This window comes from Streptomyces sp. NPDC006551, assembly GCF_040611675.1.
GTDB lineage: Bacteria > Actinomycetota > Actinomycetes > Streptomycetales > Streptomycetaceae > Streptomyces.
The window spans coordinates 489,692-508,818 of the sequence record NZ_JBEXOT010000001.1 but is presented as its reverse complement, the minus strand read 5'-3'; the positions used below and the strand labels follow the sequence as shown (position 1 = coordinate 508,818).

16 protein-coding genes are annotated in these 19,127 nt (G+C 68.7%); 6 read left to right on the top strand and 10 right to left on the bottom strand.

Features of this window, described 5'->3' with window-relative positions; all coding sequences use genetic code 11:
- Nucleotides 1-116: 116 nt before the first annotated feature.
- The 6 genes from rplK (at nucleotide 117) to ABZY12_RS02265 (ending at nucleotide 10,780) form a co-directional block, all read left to right on the top strand.
- On the top strand, nucleotides 117-551 hold the full coding sequence (gene rplK, locus ABZY12_RS02290; protein ID WP_030318720.1) for a 50S ribosomal protein L11: 435 nt from the start codon (nucleotides 117-119) through the stop codon (nucleotides 549-551).
- A gap of 105 nt (nucleotides 552-656) precedes the next feature.
- On the top strand, nucleotides 657-1,385 hold the full coding sequence (gene rplA / locus ABZY12_RS02285) for a 50S ribosomal protein L1 (protein WP_331912610.1): 729 nt from the start codon (nucleotides 657-659) through the stop codon (nucleotides 1,383-1,385).
- Between the two features lie 335 nt (nucleotides 1,386-1,720).
- The gene (gene rplJ / locus ABZY12_RS02280; RefSeq protein ID WP_356886162.1) at nucleotides 1,721-2,251 is read left to right on the top strand and encodes a 50S ribosomal protein L10; all 531 of its coding nucleotides are present in this window, start codon (nucleotides 1,721-1,723) and stop codon (nucleotides 2,249-2,251) included.
- Nucleotides 2,252-2,362: 111 nt separating this feature from the next.
- Nucleotides 2,363-2,746, top strand: a complete 384-nt coding sequence (gene rplL / locus ABZY12_RS02275) for a 50S ribosomal protein L7/L12 (protein ID WP_356886160.1) — start codon at nucleotides 2,363-2,365, stop codon at nucleotides 2,744-2,746.
- A gap of 543 nt (nucleotides 2,747-3,289) precedes the next feature.
- Nucleotides 3,290-6,772: a DNA-directed RNA polymerase subunit beta gene (gene rpoB / locus ABZY12_RS02270; protein ID WP_356886158.1), complete on the top strand. Its 3,483-nt coding sequence runs from the start codon at nucleotides 3,290-3,292 to the stop codon at nucleotides 6,770-6,772.
- 108 nt (nucleotides 6,773-6,880) lie between these two features.
- Nucleotides 6,881-10,780 carry a DNA-directed RNA polymerase subunit beta' gene (locus tag ABZY12_RS02265; protein WP_356886156.1) on the top strand — a complete coding sequence of 1,300 codons (3,900 nt, stop codon included), beginning with the start codon at nucleotides 6,881-6,883 and terminating at the stop codon, nucleotides 10,778-10,780.
- A gap of 66 nt (nucleotides 10,781-10,846) precedes the next feature.
- On the opposite strand, the gene ABZY12_RS02260 is transcribed toward ABZY12_RS02265, so the two are convergent.
- From ABZY12_RS02260 to ABZY12_RS02215, 10 genes are all read right to left on the bottom strand, one after another.
- The gene (locus tag ABZY12_RS02260) at nucleotides 10,847-11,110 is read right to left on the bottom strand and encodes a hypothetical protein (RefSeq protein WP_356886154.1); all 264 of its coding nucleotides are present in this window, start codon (nucleotides 11,108-11,110) and stop codon (nucleotides 10,847-10,849) included.
- Nucleotides 11,097-11,330, bottom strand: coding sequence for a hypothetical protein (locus tag ABZY12_RS02255; RefSeq protein WP_356886152.1), 234 nt, complete (start codon nucleotides 11,328-11,330; stop codon nucleotides 11,097-11,099). Before ABZY12_RS02255 ends, ABZY12_RS02260 begins: the two co-directional genes overlap by 14 nt.
- A 56-nt stretch (nucleotides 11,331-11,386) precedes the next feature.
- Nucleotides 11,387-12,298, bottom strand: coding sequence for a peptidoglycan-binding protein (locus ABZY12_RS02250; RefSeq protein ID WP_356886150.1), 912 nt, complete (start codon nucleotides 12,296-12,298; stop codon nucleotides 11,387-11,389).
- 85 nt (nucleotides 12,299-12,383) lie between these two features.
- On the bottom strand, nucleotides 12,384-12,779 hold the full coding sequence (locus ABZY12_RS02245) for an ATP-binding protein (RefSeq protein ID WP_356886148.1): 396 nt from the start codon (nucleotides 12,777-12,779) through the stop codon (nucleotides 12,384-12,386).
- Nucleotides 12,780-12,810: 31 nt separating this feature from the next.
- Nucleotides 12,811-13,383, bottom strand: a complete 573-nt coding sequence (locus ABZY12_RS02240; RefSeq protein ID WP_356886146.1) for a hypothetical protein — start codon at nucleotides 13,381-13,383, stop codon at nucleotides 12,811-12,813.
- Nucleotides 13,383-14,519: a hypothetical protein gene (locus tag ABZY12_RS02235; RefSeq protein WP_356886144.1), complete on the bottom strand. Its 1,137-nt coding sequence runs from the start codon at nucleotides 14,517-14,519 to the stop codon at nucleotides 13,383-13,385. The genes ABZY12_RS02240 and ABZY12_RS02235 overlap by 1 nt, the downstream gene beginning before the upstream one ends.
- Nucleotides 14,520-14,532: 13 nt before the next feature.
- Nucleotides 14,533-15,669: a hypothetical protein gene (locus ABZY12_RS02230; RefSeq protein ID WP_356886142.1), complete on the bottom strand. Its 1,137-nt coding sequence runs from the start codon at nucleotides 15,667-15,669 to the stop codon at nucleotides 14,533-14,535.
- A 42-nt stretch (nucleotides 15,670-15,711) separates the two neighbouring features.
- The gene (locus ABZY12_RS02225; RefSeq protein ID WP_356886140.1) at nucleotides 15,712-16,926 is read right to left on the bottom strand and encodes a hypothetical protein; all 1,215 of its coding nucleotides are present in this window, start codon (nucleotides 16,924-16,926) and stop codon (nucleotides 15,712-15,714) included.
- A gap of 32 nt (nucleotides 16,927-16,958) precedes the next feature.
- On the bottom strand, nucleotides 16,959-18,158 hold the full coding sequence (locus ABZY12_RS02220; protein ID WP_356886138.1) for a hypothetical protein: 1,200 nt from the start codon (nucleotides 18,156-18,158) through the stop codon (nucleotides 16,959-16,961).
- A 38-nt stretch (nucleotides 18,159-18,196) separates the two neighbouring features.
- Nucleotides 18,197-19,120 carry a phage tail protein gene (locus tag ABZY12_RS02215; protein WP_356886136.1) on the bottom strand — a complete coding sequence of 308 codons (924 nt, stop codon included), beginning with the start codon at nucleotides 19,118-19,120 and terminating at the stop codon, nucleotides 18,197-18,199.
- Nucleotides 19,121-19,127 lie beyond the last annotated feature (7 nt).

Below are 19,127 nucleotides of genomic sequence, written 5' to 3'. Positions count from 1 at the left end.
CTCTGACCTGCTCGGTTTTTAGCCGCACGTCTATACCCGTTATCGTGGTGCGGTATGCCTCCATCCGGATGACCGGATGGCGGGCTGAACACTCTCACTAGGACCCGGAGAGAGCAATGCCTCCCAAGAAGAAGAAGGTCACGGGGCTTATCAAGCTCCAGATCAACGCCGGTGCGGCCAACCCGGCCCCGCCGGTCGGCCCCGCGCTCGGTCAGCACGGCGTCAACATCATGGAGTTCTGCAAGGCCTACAACGCCGCGACCGAGTCGCAGCGTGGCATGGTCGTGCCGGTGGAGATCACGGTCTACGAGGACCGTTCCTTCACCTTCATCACCAAGACTCCGCCGGCCGCCAAGCTGATCCTCAAGGCCGCAGGTGTGGACAAGGGCTCCGGCGAGCCGCACAAGACCAAGGTCGCCAAGCTCACGGCCGCCCAGGTCCGCGAGATCGCCACGGTCAAGCTGCCCGACCTGAACGCCAACGACCTGGACGCCGCGTCGAAGATCATCGCCGGCACCGCCCGCTCCATGGGCATCACGGTCGAGGGCTGATCAGCCCCTCGTGACCTCTGTGGTAGGACCAGCGCTGGTCCGCACCACGACTCCCACACCTGCCACGCGGCGTCAGCCGCATGGTTTTACTTCACAGGAGAAGCAGTGAAGCGCAGCAAGGCACTCCGCGCCGCGGACGCCAAGATCGACCGGGAGCGGAACTACGCCCCCCTCGAGGCCGTCCGTCTCGCCAAGGACACCGCCGCCACCAAGTTCGACGGAACCGTCGAGGTCGCCTTCCGCCTGGGTGTCGACCCGCGCAAGGCCGACCAGATGGTCCGTGGCACCGTGAACCTTCCGCACGGCACCGGTAAGACCGCCCGGGTCCTGGTCTTCGCGACCGGTGACCGTGCCGAGGCCGCGATCGCCGCGGGCGCCGACATCGTCGGCTCCGACGAGCTCATCGACGAGATCTCCAAGGGCAACCGCCTGAACGAGTTCGACGCCGTTGTGGCCACCCCGGACCTCATGGGCAAGGTCGGCCGCCTGGGCCGTGTCCTCGGCCCGCGTGGTCTCATGCCGAACCCGAAGACCGGCACCGTCACCCCCGATGTCGCCAAGGCTGTCAACGACATCAAGGGCGGCAAGATCGAGTTCCGCGTCGACAAGCACTCGAACCTGCACTTCATCATCGGCAAGGTCTCCTTCGACGAGACGAAGCTGGTCGAGAACTACGCCGCGGCTCTGGAGGAGATCCTCCGTCTGAAGCCGTCCGCCGCCAAGGGCCGCTACATCAAGAAGGCGACCCTGACGACGACGATGGGCCCCGGCATCCCGCTGGACTCCAACCGCACCCGCAACCTCCTCGTCGAGGAGGACCCGGCAGCTGTCTGACCGGGCAGAGCCCTGTGAAAGGCCCTCTGGGCCGGCTCTGAAGCGCCTCGGGCCCCGCACCTCTTCGGAGGCGCGGGGCCCGATTTGCTTGACACGTACGTATTCACGTATGGTCTTCCAGAAGCCAAAGACCGCTGGTCGTTGCCGTGCTCTCGCAAGAAGTGCGGCGGCCGAAGGATTCGCTGAGATATGCGGACGACCCGCGCAGGTGATCGTGGAAAGTTCCCGGATCGTACGATTCGGTCGAACTCTGCCCCGTGCGCCTGCGCCGGGGCGTTTTGTTTTGTCAGCCCCTTCTGAGCGGTCCTCATCACCCGGAAGGAGGCCGACGCTCTATGGCAAGGCCCGACAAGGCTGCCGCGGTAGCCGAGCTCAAGGACAAGTTCCAGAGCTCGAGCGCCGTCGTGCTGACCGAGTACCGGGGTCTCACCGTGGCGCAGCTCAAGACGCTGCGTCGTTCGCTCGGTGAGAACGCCCAGTACGCCGTGGTGAAGAACACGCTGACCAAGATTGCGGCCAACGAGGCCGGGATCACCTCGCTCGACGACCAGTTCACCGGTCCGACGGGCGCTGCCTTCATCACCGGTGACCCGGTGGAGTCGGCCAAGGGTCTTCGTGACTTCGCCAAGGACAACCCGAACCTCGTCATCAAGGGCGGTGTCCTTGACGGCAAGGCGCTGTCCGCCGACGAGATCAAGAAGCTTGCGGACCTCGAGTCCCGCGAGGTTCTGCTCAGCAAGCTGGCCGGTGCCTTCAAGGGCAAGCAGTCCCAGACTGCCTCGCTCTTCCAGGCGCTGCCGTCGAAGCTCGTCCGCACCGTGGACGCTCTTCGCGCCAAGCAGGCCGAGCAGGGCGGTGCCGAGTAATTCGGCTCGCGCAATGATCGCCGCCCACCAGGGCGACGGTCGCAGCGGGCCGAACGTACGCCCGCCTACATGTACATCCGGCACCTGCCGAATTAGTGGAAGGACGCCATCATGGCGAAGCTGTCCCAGGACGACCTGCTCGCGCAGTTCGAGGAGATGACCCTCATCGAGCTCTCCGAGTTCGTGAAGGCCTTCGAGGAGAAGTTCGACGTCACCGCCGCCGCGGCCGTCGCCGTCGCCGGCCCCGCGGGCCCGGGCGCCGTTGCCGAGGCCGTCGAGGAGAAGGACGAGTTCGACGTCATCCTCACCGCCGCCGGTGACAAGAAGATCCAGGTCATCAAGGTCGTGCGTGAGCTGACCTCCCTCGGCCTGAAGGAGGCCAAGGACCTCGTCGACGGTGCCCCGAAGCCCGTCCTCGAGAAGGTCGCCAAGGACGCCGCGGAGAAGGCCGCCGAGTCCCTCAAGGGCGCCGGCGCCTCCGTCGAGGTCAAGTAACACCTCGCGAGTCTCCCGACTCGCTCAGGCGCCGCTCAGGCGCCTCCAGAGGGCGATCACCCATCCGGGTGGTCGCCCTTCGGCGTTCCCCGAACCGGGCGCGTCGGGGGTCGTGGAGCCCGTCCGTGGCGGAGTATGGTGATCTTCGCCGTGCGCCCCCGCTCATCGGGGGGCCTTGACGAACCGCACGCAGCGCGCAATTCTCAGGACGCGTCGTCACAACGATCCGTATCCGAGGCATGGATCGACGACGGAACGGGCAGTATCGAGGTGCGCCGCATGGCGCGTGGTACCGCGGAGTTGAGAACAACGAGGGTCGAGAAAAGCACGCCCTGGACATCAGTGAGCCGAGTGGCTACACTGACCCTTTGCGCTGCCTGTTAGCTGCCCCCTGCCCGTCACCAGGGGCATCCCCTCGCAAAAGCATCGTGGACACGACCGCCCTGACCTGGCCTTTCGGCCTATGTCTGGAACGTCCGTCTCTGTGCACCGCTTGGGACCGGTACGCGCGTAGTGAGTCCGAGCCCTCGGAAGGACCCCCTCTTGGCCGCCTCGCGCAACGCCTCGACCAATACGAACAACGGCGCCAGCACCGCCCCGCTGCGCATCTCCTTTGCAAAGATCAAGGAGCCCCTCGAGGTTCCGAACCTCCTCGCGCTGCAGACCGAGAGCTTTGACTGGCTGCTCGGCAACGCCGCCTGGAAGGCTCGCGTCGAGGCAGCTCTCGAGTCGGGACAGGACGTCCCCAGGAAGTCGGGTCTGGAGGAGATCTTCGAGGAGATCTCCCCGATCGAGGACTTCTCCGGGTCGATGTCGCTGACCTTCCGCGACCACCGTTTCGAGCCGCCGAAGAACTCGATCGACGAGTGCAAGGACCGTGACTTCACGTACGGCGCCCCGCTCTTCGTCACCGCCGAGTTCACCAACAACGAGACCGGCGAGATCAAGTCCCAGACGGTCTTCATGGGCGATTTCCCGCTCATGACGAACAAGGGCACCTTCGTCATCAACGGCACCGAGCGTGTCGTCGTGTCGCAGCTCGTCCGTTCGCCCGGTGTCTACTTCGACTCCTCCATCGACAAGACGTCCGACAAGGACATCTTCTCCGCCAAGATCATCCCGTCCCGGGGTGCCTGGCTGGAGATGGAGATCGACAAGCGCGACATGGTCGGTGTCCGCATCGACCGCAAGCGCAAGCAGTCCGTCACCGTCCTCCTCAAGGCGCTCGGCTGGACCACCGAGCAGATCCTGCAGGAGTTCGGCGAGTACGAGTCCATGCGCGCCACTCTGGAGAAGGACCACACCCAGGGCCAGGACGACGCGCTGCTCGACATCTACCGCAAGCTCCGTCCGGGCGAGCCGCCGACGCGCGAGGCCGCTCAGACGCTGCTCGAGAACCTCTACTTCAACCCCAAGCGCTACGACCTCGCGAAGGTCGGCCGCTACAAGGTGAACAAGAAGCTCGGCGCCGATGAGCCGCTGGACGCGGGTGTCCTCACCACCGACGACATCATCGCGACCATCAAGTACCTGGTGAAGCTCCACGCGGGCGAGACCGAGACGGTCGGCGAGAACGGCTCGGAGATCGTCGTCGAGACCGACGACATCGACCACTTCGGCAACCGTCGTCTGCGTAACGTCGGCGAGCTCATCCAGAACCAGGTCCGTACGGGTCTGGCTCGTATGGAGCGCGTCGTGCGTGAGCGCATGACCACCCAGGACGTCGAGGCGATCACGCCGCAGACCCTGATCAACATCCGGCCGGTCGTCGCCTCCATCAAGGAGTTCTTCGGCACCAGCCAGCTGTCGCAGTTCATGGACCAGAACAACCCGCTGTCCGGGCTGACGCACAAGCGTCGTCTGTCCGCGCTCGGCCCGGGTGGTCTGTCCCGTGAGCGGGCCGGCTTCGAGGTCCGAGACGTGCACCCGTCCCACTACGGACGCATGTGCCCGATCGAGACCCCCGAAGGCCCGAACATCGGTCTGATCGGTTCGCTCGCCTCGTACGGCCGCGTCAACGCGTTCGGCTTCGTCGAGACGCCGTACCGCAAGGTCACCGAAGGCCAGGTCACCGACGAGGTCGACTACCTGACCGCCGACGAGGAGGACCGCTTCGTCATCGCCCAGGCGAACGCGACCCTGAACGACGAGCTCCAGTTCACCGAGCCCCGCGTTCTGGTCCGCCGCCGTGGTGGCGAGGTCGACTACGTCCCGCCGACCGACGTCGACTACATGGACGTCTCGCCGCGCCAGATGGTGTCGGTCGCGACCGCCATGATCCCGTTCCTCGAGCACGACGACGCCAACCGTGCCCTCATGGGCGCGAACATGATGCGTCAGGCGGTGCCGCTGATTAAGTCCGAGGCCCCGCTCGTCGGTACCGGCATGGAGTACCGCTGTGCCACCGACGCCGGCGACGTGCTGAAGGCCGAGAAGGACGGTGTGGTCCAGGAGGTCTCCGCGGACTACATCACCACCGCCAACGACGACGGCACGTACACCACGTACCGCCTGCACAAGTTCTCCCGCTCGAACCAGGGCACCTCGGTCAACCAGAAGGTTGTCGTGGACGAGGGCGCCCGGGTCGTCGAGGGCCAGGTCCTCGCCGACGGTCCGGCCACCGAGAACGGTGAGATGGCGCTCGGCAAGAACCTGCTCGTGGCGTTCATGCCGTGGGAGGGTCACAACTACGAGGACGCGATCATCCTGTCGCAGCGCCTCGTGCAGGACGACGTCCTCTCCTCGATCCACATCGAGGAGCACGAGGTCGACGCCCGTGACACCAAGCTCGGCCCGGAGGAGATCACCCGGGACATCCCGAACGTCTCCGAGGAGGTCCTCGCCGACCTCGACGAGCGCGGCATCATCCGTATCGGTGCCGAGGTCGTCGCCGGCGACATCCTCGTCGGCAAGGTCACGCCCAAGGGTGAGACCGAGCTGACCCCGGAGGAGCGCCTGCTCCGCGCGATCTTCGGTGAGAAGGCGCGTGAGGTCCGTGACACCTCGCTGAAGGTGCCGCACGGCGAGACCGGCAAGGTCATCGGCGTTCGCGTCTTCGACCGTGAGGAGGGCGACGAGCTTCCCCCGGGCGTGAACCAGCTGGTCCGCGTCTACGTCGCCCAGAAGCGCAAGATCACCGACGGTGACAAGCTCGCCGGCCGTCACGGCAACAAGGGTGTCATCTCCAAGATCCTTCCGATCGAGGACATGCCGTTCCTCGAGGACGGCACCCCGGTCGACATCATCCTCAACCCGCTGGGTGTCCCGTCCCGAATGAACCCGGGACAGGTCCTGGAGATCCACCTCGGCTGGCTCGCCAGCCGCGGCTGGGACGTCTCCGGCCTCGCGGACGAGTGGGCGCAGCGCCTGCAGGCCATCGGCGCCGACCAGGTCGCCCCGGGCACCAACGTCGCCACCCCCGTCTTCGACGGTGCGCGTGAGGACGAGCTCGCGGGTCTGCTGCAGCACACCATCCCGAACCGCGACGGCGAGCGCATGGTGCTCCCCTCCGGCAAGGCGCGTCTGTTCGACGGCCGCTCCGGCGAGCCGTTCCCGGACCCGATCTCGGTCGGGTACATGTACATCCTCAAGCTGCACCACCTGGTCGACGACAAGCTGCACGCCCGGTCGACCGGTCCGTACTCGATGATCACCCAGCAGCCGCTGGGTGGTAAGGCCCAGTTCGGTGGCCAGCGCTTCGGTGAGATGGAGGTGTGGGCGCTTGAGGCTTATGGCGCCGCGTACGCCCTCCAGGAGCTGCTGACGATCAAGTCCGACGACGTCACCGGCCGCGTGAAGGTCTACGAGGCCATCGTCAAGGGCGAGAACATCCCTGAGCCCGGCATCCCCGAGTCCTTCAAGGTGCTCATCAAGGAGATGCAGTCCCTGTGCCTCAACGTGGAGGTGCTGTCCTCGGACGGCATGTCCATCGAGATGCGCGACACCGACGAGGACGTCTTCCGCGCTGCGGAGGAGCTCGGTATCGACCTGTCCCGGCGCGAGCCGAGCAGCGTCGAAGAGGTCTGACGGGAGTCCGGTACGGGGACTCGGTGAAACATCGCTGAGTCCCCGGCCGGCCCCAGGACCCCCGTATCAGACCCCAAGACTTACAACCCTGAGAGGGATTGACGCATAGTGCTCGACGTCAACTTCTTCGACGAGCTCCGGATCGGTCTGGCCACCGCTGACGACATCCGTCAGTGGAGCCACGGCGAGGTCAAGAAGCCGGAGACCATCAACTACCGCACGCTCAAGCCCGAGAAGGACGGACTCTTCTGCGAGAAGATCTTCGGTCCGACCCGGGACTGGGAGTGCTACTGCGGCAAGTACAAGCGTGTCCGCTTCAAGGGCATCATCTGTGAGCGGTGTGGCGTCGAGGTCACCCGTGCCAAGGTGCGCCGCGAGCGGATGGGCCACATCGAGCTCGCCGCTCCCGTCACCCACATCTGGTACTTCAAGGGCGTCCCGTCGCGCCTTGGCTACCTGCTCGACCTCGCGCCGAAGGACCTCGAGAAGGTCATCTACTTCGCCGCGTACATGATCACGTTCGTCGACGACGAGCGTCGCACCCGCGACCTCCCGTCGCTGGAGGCGCACGTCTCCGTCGAGCGTCAGCAGATCGAGAACCGTCGCGACTCCGACCTGGAGGCCCGCGCCAAGAAGCTCGAGACCGACCTGGCCGAGCTCGAGGCCGAGGGTGCCAAGGCCGATGTGCGCCGCAAGGTGCGCGAGGGCGCCGAGCGTGAGATGAAGCAGCTGCGCGACCGTGCGCAGCGCGAGATCGACCGTCTCGACGAGGTCTGGAACCGCTTCAAGAACCTCAAGGTCCAGGACCTGGAGGGCGACGAGCTCCTCTACCGCGAGCTGCGTGACCGCTTCGGCACGTACTTCGACGGTTCGATGGGTGCCGCGGCGCTGCAGAAGCGCCTGGAGTCCTTCGACCTGGAGGAGGAGGCCGAGCGCCTCCGCGAGATCATCCGTACCGGCAAGGGCCAGAAGAAGACCCGTGCGCTCAAGCGCCTCAAGGTCGTCTCCGCGTTCCTGCAGACCGCGAACAGCCCCAAGGGCATGGTTCTCGACTGCGTGCCGGTGATCCCGCCGGACCTGCGTCCGATGGTGCAGCTGGACGGTGGCCGCTTCGCGACCTCCGACCTGAACGACCTGTACCGCCGTGTGATCAACCGCAACAACCGTCTGAAGCGTCTGCTCGACCTCGGTGCCCCCGAGATCATCGTGAACAACGAGAAGCGGATGCTCCAGGAGGCGGTCGACGCCCTCTTCGACAACGGCCGTCGTGGTCGCCCGGTCACGGGCCCCGGCAACCGTCCGCTGAAGTCCCTCAGCGACATGCTGAAGGGTAAGCAGGGTCGATTCCGTCAGAACCTGCTCGGTAAGCGTGTGGACTACTCCGCGCGTTCCGTCATCGTCGTCGGTCCGCAGCTGAAGCTGCACCAGTGCGGTCTGCCCAAGGCCATGGCGCTGGAGCTCTTCAAGCCGTTCGTGATGAAGCGCCTGGTCGACCTGAACCACGCGCAGAACATCAAGAGCGCCAAGCGGATGGTCGAGCGCGGCCGCACGGTCGTGTACGACGTCCTCGAAGAGGTCATCGCCGAGCACCCGGTTCTGCTGAACCGTGCGCCCACGCTGCACCGCCTCGGCATCCAGGCCTTCGAGCCGCAGCTGGTCGAGGGCAAGGCCATCCAGATCCACCCGCTCGTCTGCACCGCGTTCAACGCGGACTTCGACGGTGACCAGATGGCCGTGCACCTGCCGCTCTCCGCGGAGGCGCAGGCCGAGGCCCGCATCCTGATGCTGTCCTCGAACAACATCCTCAAGCCGGCCGACGGCCGTCCGGTCACGATGCCGACCCAGGACATGGTCCTCGGTCTGTTCTTCCTGACCACCGACGGTGAGCTCCGTGACACCAAGGGCGAGGGCCGCGCGTTCGGCTCCACGGCCGAGGCGATCATGGCGTTCGACGCCGGCGAGCTGGCGCTGCAGTCGCAGATCGACATCCGCTTCCCGATCGGCACCGTTCCCCCGCGCGGCTGGGTTCCCCCGGTCGCCGAGGAGGGCGAGCCGCAGTGGCAGCAGGGTGACTCGTTCCGTCTGCGGACGTCGCTGGGCCGCGCGCTCTTCAACGAGCTGCTGCCCGAGGACTACCCGTTCGTCGACTACTCCGTCGGCAAGAAGCAGCTCTCCGAGATCGTCAACGACCTCGCCGAGCGCTACCCCAAGGTCATCGTGGCGGCGACGCTCGACAACCTGAAGGCGGCGGGCTTCTACTGGGCGACCCGTTCCGGTGTCACCGTGGCCATCTCCGACGTCGTCGTTCCCGAGGCGAAGAAGGAGATCGTCAAGGGCTACGAGGCGCAGGACGAGAAGGTCCAGAAGCAGTACGAGCGCGGTCTCATCACCAAGGAAGAGCGCACTCAGGAGCTCATCGCGATCTGGACCAAGGCGACCAACGAGGTCGCCGAGGCCATGAACGAGAACTTCCCCAAGACGAACCCCATCTTCATGATGGTTGACTCGGGTGCCCGAGGAAACATGATGCAGATGCGGCAGATCGCCGGTATGCGTGGTCTGGTGTCGAACGCCAAGAACGAGACGATCCCGCGTCCCATCAAGGCGTCCTTCCGTGAGGGTCTCTCCGTCCTCGAGTACTTCATCTCGACGCACGGTGCCCGTAAGGGTCTGGCCGACACCGCCCTGCGTACCGCCGACTCGGGTTACCTGACCCGTCGTCTGGTGGACGTCTCGCAGGACGTGATCATCCGCGAGGAGGACTGTGGCACCGAGCGCGGTCTGAAGCTGCGGATCGCCGAGAAGGGTGCCGACGGCATCCTGCGGAAGACGGACGACGTCGAGACCTCCGTGTACGCGCGGATGCTCGCCGAGGACGTCGTCGTGGACGGCAAGGTCATCGCGCCGGCCAACGTCGACCTGGGTGACGTGCTCATCGACGCCCTGGTCAACGCGGGCGTCGAGGAGGTCAAGACCCGTTCGGTCCTGACCTGTGAGTCCGCGGTCGGCACCTGTGCCTTCTGCTACGGCCGTTCGCTGGCCACCGGCAAGCTGGTCGACATCGGTGAGGCCGTCGGCATCATCGCCGCCCAGTCCATCGGTGAGCCCGGTACCCAGCTGACGATGCGTACCTTCCACACCGGTGGTGTGGCCGGTGACGACATCACCCAGGGTCTGCCCCGTGTCGTCGAGCTCTTCGAGGCGCGGCAGCCCAAGGGTGTCGCCCCGATCTCGGAGGCGGCCGGCCGCGTCCGTATCGAGGAGACCGAGAAGACCAAGAAGATCGTCGTCACCCCGGACGACGGCAGCGACGAGACGGCGTACCCGATCTCGAAGCGTGCCCGTCTGCTGGTGGGCGAGGGCGACCACGTCGAGGTGGGCCAGAAGCTCACCGTGGGTGCCACCAACCCGCACGACGTGCTGCGGATCCTCGGTCAGCGCGCGGTCCAGGTCCACCTGGTCGGCGAAGTCCAGAAGGTCTACAACTCGCAGGGCGTGTCGATCCACGACAAGCACATCGAGATCATCATCCGGCAGATGCTGCGCCGCGTGACGATCATCGAGTCCGGCGACGCGGAGCTGCTGCCGGGCGAGCTCGTCGAACGGTCGAAGTTCGAGACCGAGAACCGTCGTGTGGTCACCGAGGGCGGTCACCCCGCCTCCGGCCGTCCGCAGCTGATGGGTATCACCAAGGCCTCGCTCGCCACCGAGTCGTGGCTGTCGGCGGCGTCCTTCCAGGAGACGACCCGGGTTCTGACCGACGCGGCGATCAACGCCAAGTCGGACTCCCTGATCGGCCTCAAGGAGAACGTCATCATCGGTAAGCTCATCCCGGCCGGTACGGGTCTGTCCCGCTACCGCAACATCCGGGTCGAGCCGACCGAGGAGGCCAAGGCCGCGATGTACTCGGCCGTCGGCTACGACGACATCGACTACTCGCCGTTCGGCACCGGCTCCGGCCAGGCCGTTCCGCTGGAGGACTACGACTACGGTCCGTACAACCAGTAAGCGAGTCGCTTGAAGGACCGCAGGGCGGTCACCCCGTTTCGTACGGGGTGGCCGCCCTGCGGCGTTTCACCGTCCCGCCAGCTCCCAGACGGCGAGCATCAGTCCCGCGCTCGCCGTCAGGGCGGCGATGCTGGCCAGCGGCCAGCGGGCGCGCTCCAGGGCGTCGAGCCGGGTCTCCATGTCGGCGAGCTGCTTGTCGGTCTGGTCGCTGCGCTGGACGAGCAGCGCCAGCGAGCCGTCGACGCGGGCGAAGCCGGCCTCCAGGGTGCCGCGGAGCCGTTCCAGCTCGACGGCCACGGTGACCGGATCGTGCTGGTCAGACTCGGTCATCGGCGCCTCCCGCGGAACTGCGCAGCCAGGTCGGCAGCAGGTTCTGGACGCCCGGAACGGCCATGATCCGGGCCAGGGCGCCCGCGACGGCCAGGGCGCCGGCGACCCAGGGGAGGGTCTCGGGCAGGCCGGAGGCGTCGACGATCGCGGGGAGCACGACGGCGATGCCGACGGCGGACTGGAGGACGGTACGGGCCGTGCGCTTGGCGGCATCGGACATCGGTGGAACTCCTTGTCTCGGGTACGGATAAGGGGTCGCGTACGGGTACGCGGGCGCTACTTCGTGTACGGGACCTTGAGCGCGTTCCAGGAGGCGGCGCCCGGCCAGCCGTCGGCGTCGGCGCCGCGGAAGCCGAGCTTGCGCTGCCACGCGGCGTACGACCGGCGGTCGGCCTCGGACCAGCGCGGGCCGGGCCCGACCTGGTAGCGGCCGCAGCCCTCGGCCATCAGGCGGCGGCCCATCGCGGTGATGATCGGCGAGCTGGGGTCGGTCTTGAAGAACGAGGTGCCGGGGAACGGCTGGTGGCGCGGGGCGGCCGGCTTCTGGGCGGCCGGGGGCTGCGTGGCGGGCGGCGAGGCGAGCCGCTTCTGGACCCGCTCGCGCATGCCGGGCATGCCGAAGCCGCGCGGGTCGCTCTTCCAGTCCGACCACTCCAGGTGCCCGATCACGGACTTGGCGCCCCAGCCGTGCGCCCGGCACAGTGCCGCGGAGGCCCGCTCGATGGCGTCGAGCTGGGCGGCCGGCCAGGGGTCGGAGCCGTTGCCGAGGTTGACGCACTCGAAGCCGTAGAAGCGGGAGTTGCCGTCGACGGCGCCCGCGCTTCCCTGGTGCTCGCGCGGGGCGGGCGGCCGGTCGCCGTAGGTCTCGGTGATCACGGCTTGGAGGACCGAGGGGTCACCGCCTCCGGCGTGGTTGGCGCGGCCGTTGCCGACCAGGTGGACCGTGCCGTCCTTGGCGATGACGCCGTGGCAGAGAGGGCCCTGCAGGCCGGCGTAGCCGTTGTAGCAGAGCTCGACGGACGAGGCGGTGCCGCTGGAGACGGTGTGGTGGATCATCACACCGCTCACGGGGCCCCAGGCGCCGGCCCGGTTGCGGTGGTGGGTGCGCCAGCCGTCGTGCTCGACGACCTTGACGCCTTCGGCGCGGAGCGCGGCGACGAGCCGGTCCGCGGACAGGGGAGTGGCCATCTGGTGTCCTCCGGGCAAGCGAGAAGCCCCGGCCGGATCGGCACGGGGCGGGCGTACGGGCGGGGTGGGGGCGCGGGGTTCGCCGCTATGCGGCGGGCTCGGGTGCCGGCTCCGGGGCGGGAGCCGGGGCCCAGGCGGCGCAGAGCGCGGCATAGGCGACCCGGCGGGTCTCGAAGTCGGCGAGCGCGGCCTCGACGGCCCGCTCGACGGCGGTCGGATCGGGTGCGGCCGGCTCGCCGTTCCGCGAGTGGACGACGACCTGGCCGGAGCCGCGCAGGACGGAGTCGCCCTCGCCCTTCTCGGCGAAATCGGCGGTGACGTACACCGACGGGTACTGGCCCGTGACCGGGTCGCGCTCCAGGGCGTAGCCGAGGGTGTTGTCGTAGACGCGGATGGAGAGAGTGTGGCCGCTCTCGGTGACGGTGGCGCGGCCCGCGTAGTCGATGGCCGCGCCCCAGGGCTGGGTGGGGTCGGTGTTCATGGGGTGCTCCTCGTGCTCGTCGGGGTGCCGGTCAGGTCTGGGCGCCGTGGATGAGCACGGTCTGGGCGTAGACCGTGCCGCCGCTCGCCAGCGCCTGGATCTCGATGTTCATCGTCTGGCCGAACCGCGTCTTCATGTCGCCGGGCAGCAGCCCGAGGTGGTCGTACGTGCTGCCCGCGGTGACCGTGGGCCCGAACTGGACGTTGTCGACGAGGACCCGCACCTGGCCGGTGGCGCCCGAGGACACCGCCGTGGTGACGGCCAGGCGCATCTTGGGCTGCCAGATGGGGTTGGAGCAGCGGGCGATGGTGGTGAAGGAGGCACTGGTGGTCGAGGGCCACTTGGCCACGTCGCTCGGCAGCGGCGGCATCAGCTGAAGCCAGGGCCGCGCGAGGCCGCCGGTCAGGATGTCGTCCGCGAAGATCTCGTGGTTGTAGCCGTCGAAGATCCGGAACAGCGGGCGGTTGACGGTGACGCTGCCGGACTGCGGGGCGGGGCGGACCTCGTTGACCGCGGGGCGGGTGTTCACGGCCGTGGACAGGGCCTTGATCCGGCGTTCCATCTGGTTGAGCCGGTCGATGATGTCCTCGGGCAGCTTGGGCATCAGGCCTCCTCAAGGTAGAGCTCGGCGGTGTCGGGACGGCCGCGCTCCGGGGGAGTGACCTTGGCACCGATGACGCGGTAGCGGGCGTCGAGGCCCTTGGAGTACCACTCGTCGGTGATCCGGATGCGGGCCACGCGGCCGAGGAGCGCCGGCGGGACGATCCCGTCGAGGTGGATGCTGATCGCGGGGATCACGACCGCGCCGCGGGCCTCGTCGAGCGACCTCTTGGCCAGCGAGTCGAGCGTGAGCGTGTCGGTGACCTCGTTGTGGTCCGAGGACAGGTCGATCAGCGGCCAGCCGTCCGCGAGCAGGTCGCTCGCGATCTGCTGGCTGGAGGAGATCGGCCGGGACTCGGCGGCGGCGTTGGCGTTGGTGGAGGCGCCGCGGGCCACGGCGGTGGTGCCGCCGCGGGTCGCGTCGTACGGGAAGGAGTACGACAGGATGGTGCCGGGCCGGTCGAATACCAGGTCGGTCGCACCGTTGACGATCTTGGGCCAGCCGAGCCGGAGCTGCCGGACCCGCTTGCCGTCGGTCGGGTCCCGGTAGACCAGGATCTGGTACTCGAAGCCGTTCTCCAGGGCGGCGAGCTGGTCGAGCGCCTCCTGGTAGACGGTCTCGTCGCCCTTGCGCCAGGAGGCGGTCCGCTGGACCTCGGACTTCTCCGTGCCGAAGCTGATCCCGAGGCGGCGCGGCTCCGCGCCATCCGCCGGCGGGACGCTGGGGTCCTCCTGGAGGTCGAGTTCCTCCCAGAGCCGGCGCGCGATGTCCATCTGGTCGGTCGGGGTGTTGAAGGAGATGTCGGTCCGGATGCGGCGGCGGCTCGTGTACGAGTCGAAGGTCGCGGCCTGGATGCCGAGGGTCAGCACCCCGCGACCACTGGACTGCAGGGTGGTGGTCCACACGATGCCGCCCCACCACAGGTCGCCGCCGCGCTCCAGATAGACCGCGGTGCGGCCTTCCCGGACCTGTTTGACGCGGTCGGCGATCTCCTTGTTCGGGATGGGGATGGTGCCGGAGAGGGAGCCCGCCTTGCCGATGAAGTCGTCGAAGGAGACGTCCCGCAGGGGGAGGATGTCGAGGGTCTGATCGCTGATCAGGTCGCAGAAGATCGCCCGGTAGGGCGTGTCGATCGCCATGACGGCGGCCTCCTTACAGGACGTAGGTGGCGGAGACGCGGATGTTCCGACCGGCCTTCAGCTGGCCGTTGGGGGACCAGGTCCGCAGGGTGACGACCCCGCCCGCGTTGATGTCGGCGGCGCCGTTGGCGTAGCCGTCCGAGGCCAGGGATTCGAGTCCGAACGCGGGACGCCAGCCGACGGGCAGGGTGCACAGGGGCTCGTCGGGGATCTGGCCGTCGTTGGCGGCGATGACGTCCGCGCCGGTGCGGGTGACGGTGACCGTGAGGGTGGCGATGCCGCGGGTGCGGCGGGCCGAGAACGACACCACGCTCCAGCCGGTGAGCGCCGTCGCCCCGGACGTGGCGGTCTGGATCTCGACCGGTGGCTGGTAGGTGACCCATGCCGTGCCGTTCCAGCGCTGGAGGACGCCGTTGTTCTCACGGAACTGTCCGGCGTAACTGCCGGTCGACAGCGCCCCGGTGGGCGCGATGCCGCCGATCTCCTTCGGGTAGGCGACCCACGCGGTGCCGTCCCAGCGCTGGAGGAGGTGGGAGTCGTCGTTGTCCTGGTACTGGCCCGGGTACGCCCCGGCGACACCCGCGTTGTTGTACGTGGGCAGGATGCCGCCCGTGCTCACGACCGTGGTGCGCAGGTCGGTGAGGATGCCGTCGGCCCAGCCGACGCCGCCCGTCCCCGCGGAGGCCCCGGCCTTCACCCGGACCGAGAACAGCGGGAGCGAGCGCGGGGGCGCGGTCGGCGCGACCGGGTTGGCGCTCGGCTCGCCCCGGACGATCTCGATGGCCGCCTCGTACTTCCCCGGGTTGTCGGCGTCGTTGTCGTACACGCGCAGCACGACGAGGTCGAGGCGCGGGTTGAGCGGGTCGCCGTCGGCGAAGGTGAGGGTGAGGTCCTGGTCGAGGGCGACCGGGTAGGCGCCGTCCGTGGTGCCTCCCTGGACGACGGCCTTGCCTTGGTAGACGGTGGCCGTCATGGGGCCGGTGCCGCTCATCCACAGGCCGCCGACCCGGAACTTGCCGTCGTACGTGCCGGGCAGGATGCCGGAGCGGGAGCCGAGCGGGTTGACGGGGGTGGTGGCGCCGATGTTGGTGATACGGGTGTTCTGGCGGGTCTGCCCGGTGGGCATCAGCCAGCCGGTGCGTACGGGCATGGGGTCTCCTTGCGAGAGGGCGGCGGCGGGACGGCGTGCGGCTCAGTACTGCGGGGTGACCTGGATGAAGGTGTTGTCGAACCAGGCCCGCACGTTGGTGTTGGAGGTCCGGTAGCACGCGGTGACCGTGTAGGTCAGGCCCGGCGTCAGGCTGTGCAGACGCTGGGTGGTCGAGGCGGAGAAGGCGTCCGTCGGATCGGCGGACTTGGAGGCGATCGCGGCCAGTTCGTCCTCCACCTCGCGGTGGACCGTGCTGCCCTGGGTGACGCGCACGCCCATGAAGGCCGAGCTGGCGATCCCCGTGGTACCGGTGGCCAGGGCCAGCTCCATCCGCGAGCCGAAGGTGAGGATGGCCTGACGGGTCTCCGGGGCGACGAAGCTCACCGTCAGCGGGTTCTTCTCCCGCTCGACCAGCGTGGTCACATAGGTCGTCGAGGTGGTGTAGCCCGCGTCCAGCGAGTCGTTGAAGTACGGCCCCGGGAAGGCCGGCGCCCACGCCGAGCCGCTCCAGCGCTGGAGCTGGCCGCCCGCGGTGGCCCGGTACTGGCCGGTGTAGCTGGCCTGGGTGGAGACCGAGGCCGGGATGATGCCGCCGACCGCCGCCGGGTACGCCACCCACTTGCCGCCGTCCCAGCGCTGGAACTGCCCGTCCGCGGTGTCCTGGTACTGGCCCGGGTGGGCGCCCGGCAGGACCGGGCCCTCGACCGGGAGGATGCCGCCGACGGAGACGACCGGGGTGCGCAGGTCCTTCAGGGAGGTCTCCCACGGGATGCCGCCGTTGCCCGCGCTGACGCCGGCCGGGACCGTCACCTCGTACAGCGGGAGGCTGCGCGGCGGGGCGGCCGGGGCCTTGGGGGCCGGGTCGGGCACGCCCTGGATGATCTCGACCTTCGCCTCGTTGCGGTTGCTGCCGTCGTAGAGGTTGTCGTAGACCCGCAGGACGACCAGGTCGATCCGGCCGTACTGGGCGTCGCCCGCTGCGAAGGTGACCTGCTCGGAGGCGGGCAGGGCCACCGGGTAGACGCCCTGGGAGACGTCGCCCTGGATGACGGCCCGGCCCTCGGAGACGATCGCCGCCATGGCGGACGCGTTCGTCATCCAGAAGCCGGACAGCCGGTACTTGCCGTCGTAGGAGCCCGGCAGGATGCCGGAGCGGACCTGGACGGGGTTGACCATGGTGGTCGCGCCGATCTGGTTGAGGCGCGTGTCCTCTCGGGTCTGGCCGGTCTCGGCGACCCAGCTGCTGCGCAGGTTCATGGGTTTCTCCAATCGGGGAGGAACGGGAGAGGTCAGGACTTGAGCCACTCGGCGGTGAGGGCGCAGGCGTAGCCGGAGCCGCCGAGGGTCTTGATCGCCGCGGTGTGGTTGTGGAAGCCGGCGAGTTGGACGGTGGTGCCGGCGGTGAGATGAATCAGGCCCTGGCCGCCGACGGAGACGGCACCGTTGCCGGCGGGGGTGAGCCAGGTCATCCGGGACTGCCCGGCGCCGCCGGTCAGGACGCGGGCGCCCCGCATGCCGGTCTGGGCGTCATTGGCCCAGGTGACGTGCGCGGAGATCCGCCACCAGCCGGCGCGCGGGACGGTGTAGGTGTTGGTCCCGTTCCAGCCCTTGGCGTCGTCGCCCTCGACGGTCGGCAGGTTGAGCGTCGTCCAGGTGTTGGGCTGGACGCTCTGGGACTGGGCGGTCGTCCACTGCGTGACGGCGAGCAGGATCTTCGTCGCGCCCTCGGCGTACTGCCAGTTGGAGCCGTCCCAGCGCTGCAGGATCCCGGCGTTGTCCCGGTACTGGCCGGTGTAGCCGCCGGTCGACACCGAGGAGCCGGGGGCGATGCCGCCGATCGCCTTCGGGTACGAGACCCAGGTCGTGCCGTCCCAGCGCTGGAGCATGCCGCCCGCGTCGCGGTACTGGCCGACGTACGCGCCCTTGAAGCCGCTCGTGGGCATGATGCCGCCGAGCGCCACCACCGGCCAGTGCTGGGTGGTGACCGCGCCACCGGTCCAGGCGATGCCGCCGGTGCCGGCCGAGGCGGTCTTCGGGACGCGGACCGTGTAGAGCGGCATGGTGCTGCCGGGGCCGCTTGCCGGGACGACCGGGTTGGCCGCCGGCGCGCCCTTGACCAGGCGTATGACGGCGTCGGTGGTGCCGGTCCTGTCGTAGCCGTCGTCCAGGACGGCCAGTTCGACGAGATCGATCCGGTCGTACTGCGGGTCACCGTCCTCGACGGTGATCATCTGCGGCGAGACGGCGCTGACCAGGTAGGCGCCCTGGCGGGTGTCCTTCCCCTGGATGACGGCGCGGCCGGTGCCGATCGTGCACTGCATCGGGGCGTTTCCGGTCAGGACGAAGCCGCCCGGCACGACGCCCGGCCGGGAGCGCAGCGGGGTCTCCTCCGGGGTCTGACCGCTGGGAGTGAGCAGGGCGGCCAGGGTGAGACGGGTGTCCTCGCGGGTCTGGCCAGTGGGCTGGAGCCAGGCGGCCCGTACGGTCATGGTTCACCTCTCTTGGAGCACGGAACAGCGGGCTTCGGTCACCACTCGGCGCTGCGCCAGCGGACCGTCATCAGGGCCTCCGGGGTGGACGCGTCGGGCCGGAAGGACAGCTCCGTGCGGCCCGGTTCGAGCAGGAACAGCTCCTCCGGGCTGGAGTCGGCCATCGCGGTGTGCCGGCGGGAGGCGGTGTTGTTGAGCGTCACCGTGCCGTTGGCGGTGTCCACGGTCAGCTCGTCGCCGACGGCCAGGTCGATCGCGTACCGCAGCCGGCGCCGGCTGTTCCGCTCGGTGACGGTCGGCATGGAGCACGGGCCGCGGAAGCTGATCACCGGGTGGGTCGGGGCGGAGCCGGTGTTCTCGGCGACGGCGTCGCCGGTGGACTGGGCCCGGCCCCAGTCGAGCGGCCAGACCAGCGGCCAGGTGAGCCCGCTCTCGGGTTGCGGTGCGGTGGTGGTGGCGGTCTGCTCGTTGACGGCGTAGCGGCGCGGGTCGGAGGCCAGCCACTGGATGGACATCTTCGAGCTGCCCTGGGTGGCGAAGCCCTGGTCGGCGGGGATCACCCGCTGGGCGATCCGGGCGCGTACGGCGAGCAGTTCGCCGTGCAGCCGGACGGTGAGCCAGCGCTCCCGGTCGAGCAGGGCGAGCGACTGCCGCAGGGCGCGGATGGCCTCGGTGGCGTGGTTCCACTCCGGCATCAGCACGATCGTGCCGCTGATCTTGCGCGGCTTGGCGTAGCGCGAGCCCGGCCAGGCACCGTGCGAGGTCGGCCGGTCGGCGTCGGAGGAGTCGTACTCCGGCAGGTCCTCCCAGCCCTGGAGTCCGGAGCGGTCGACGGCGAACGGCGTACCGGTGCCGATGAGAAGCCCGGCCCACTGCATCTGCCCGTCCTGGGTGATGAGCGAGCCGGGCGCGAGGTCGGCGGTGAAGTCGCTTCCGGCGTATGTGGTTGTGGTCTCGGCCATGGGGCCG

Bases quoted from the DNA above. Each gene is read 5' to 3' on its own strand.
- rplK (WP_030318720.1), top strand. From the start codon at position 117: ATGCCTCCCAAGAAGAAGAAGGTCACGGGGCTTATCAAGCTCCAGATC.
- rplJ (WP_356886162.1), top strand. From the start codon at position 1,721: ATGGCAAGGCCCGACAAGGCTGCCGCGGTAGCCGAGCTCAAGGACAAG.
- rplL (WP_356886160.1), top strand. From the start codon at position 2,363: ATGGCGAAGCTGTCCCAGGACGACCTGCTCGCGCAGTTCGAGGAGATG.
- ABZY12_RS02260 (WP_356886154.1), bottom strand. From the start codon at position 11,110: ATGACCGAGTCTGACCAGCACGATCCGGTCACCGTGGCCGTCGAGCTG.
- ABZY12_RS02255 (WP_356886152.1), bottom strand. From the start codon at position 11,330: ATGTCCGATGCCGCCAAGCGCACGGCCCGTACCGTCCTCCAGTCCGCC.
- ABZY12_RS02250 (WP_356886150.1), bottom strand. From the start codon at position 12,298: ATGGCCACTCCCCTGTCCGCGGACCGGCTCGTCGCCGCGCTCCGCGCC.
- ABZY12_RS02245 (WP_356886148.1), bottom strand. From the start codon at position 12,779: ATGAACACCGACCCCACCCAGCCCTGGGGCGCGGCCATCGACTACGCG.
- ABZY12_RS02240 (WP_356886146.1), bottom strand. From the start codon at position 13,383: ATGCCCAAGCTGCCCGAGGACATCATCGACCGGCTCAACCAGATGGAA.
- ABZY12_RS02235 (WP_356886144.1), bottom strand. From the start codon at position 14,519: ATGGCGATCGACACGCCCTACCGGGCGATCTTCTGCGACCTGATCAGC.
- ABZY12_RS02230 (WP_356886142.1), bottom strand. From the start codon at position 15,669: ATGCCCGTACGCACCGGCTGGCTGATGCCCACCGGGCAGACCCGCCAG.
- ABZY12_RS02225 (WP_356886140.1), bottom strand. From the start codon at position 16,926: ATGAACCTGCGCAGCAGCTGGGTCGCCGAGACCGGCCAGACCCGAGAG.
- ABZY12_RS02220 (WP_356886138.1), bottom strand. From the start codon at position 18,158: ATGACCGTACGGGCCGCCTGGCTCCAGCCCACTGGCCAGACCCGCGAG.
- ABZY12_RS02215 (WP_356886136.1), bottom strand. From the start codon at position 19,120: ATGGCCGAGACCACAACCACATACGCCGGAAGCGACTTCACCGCCGAC.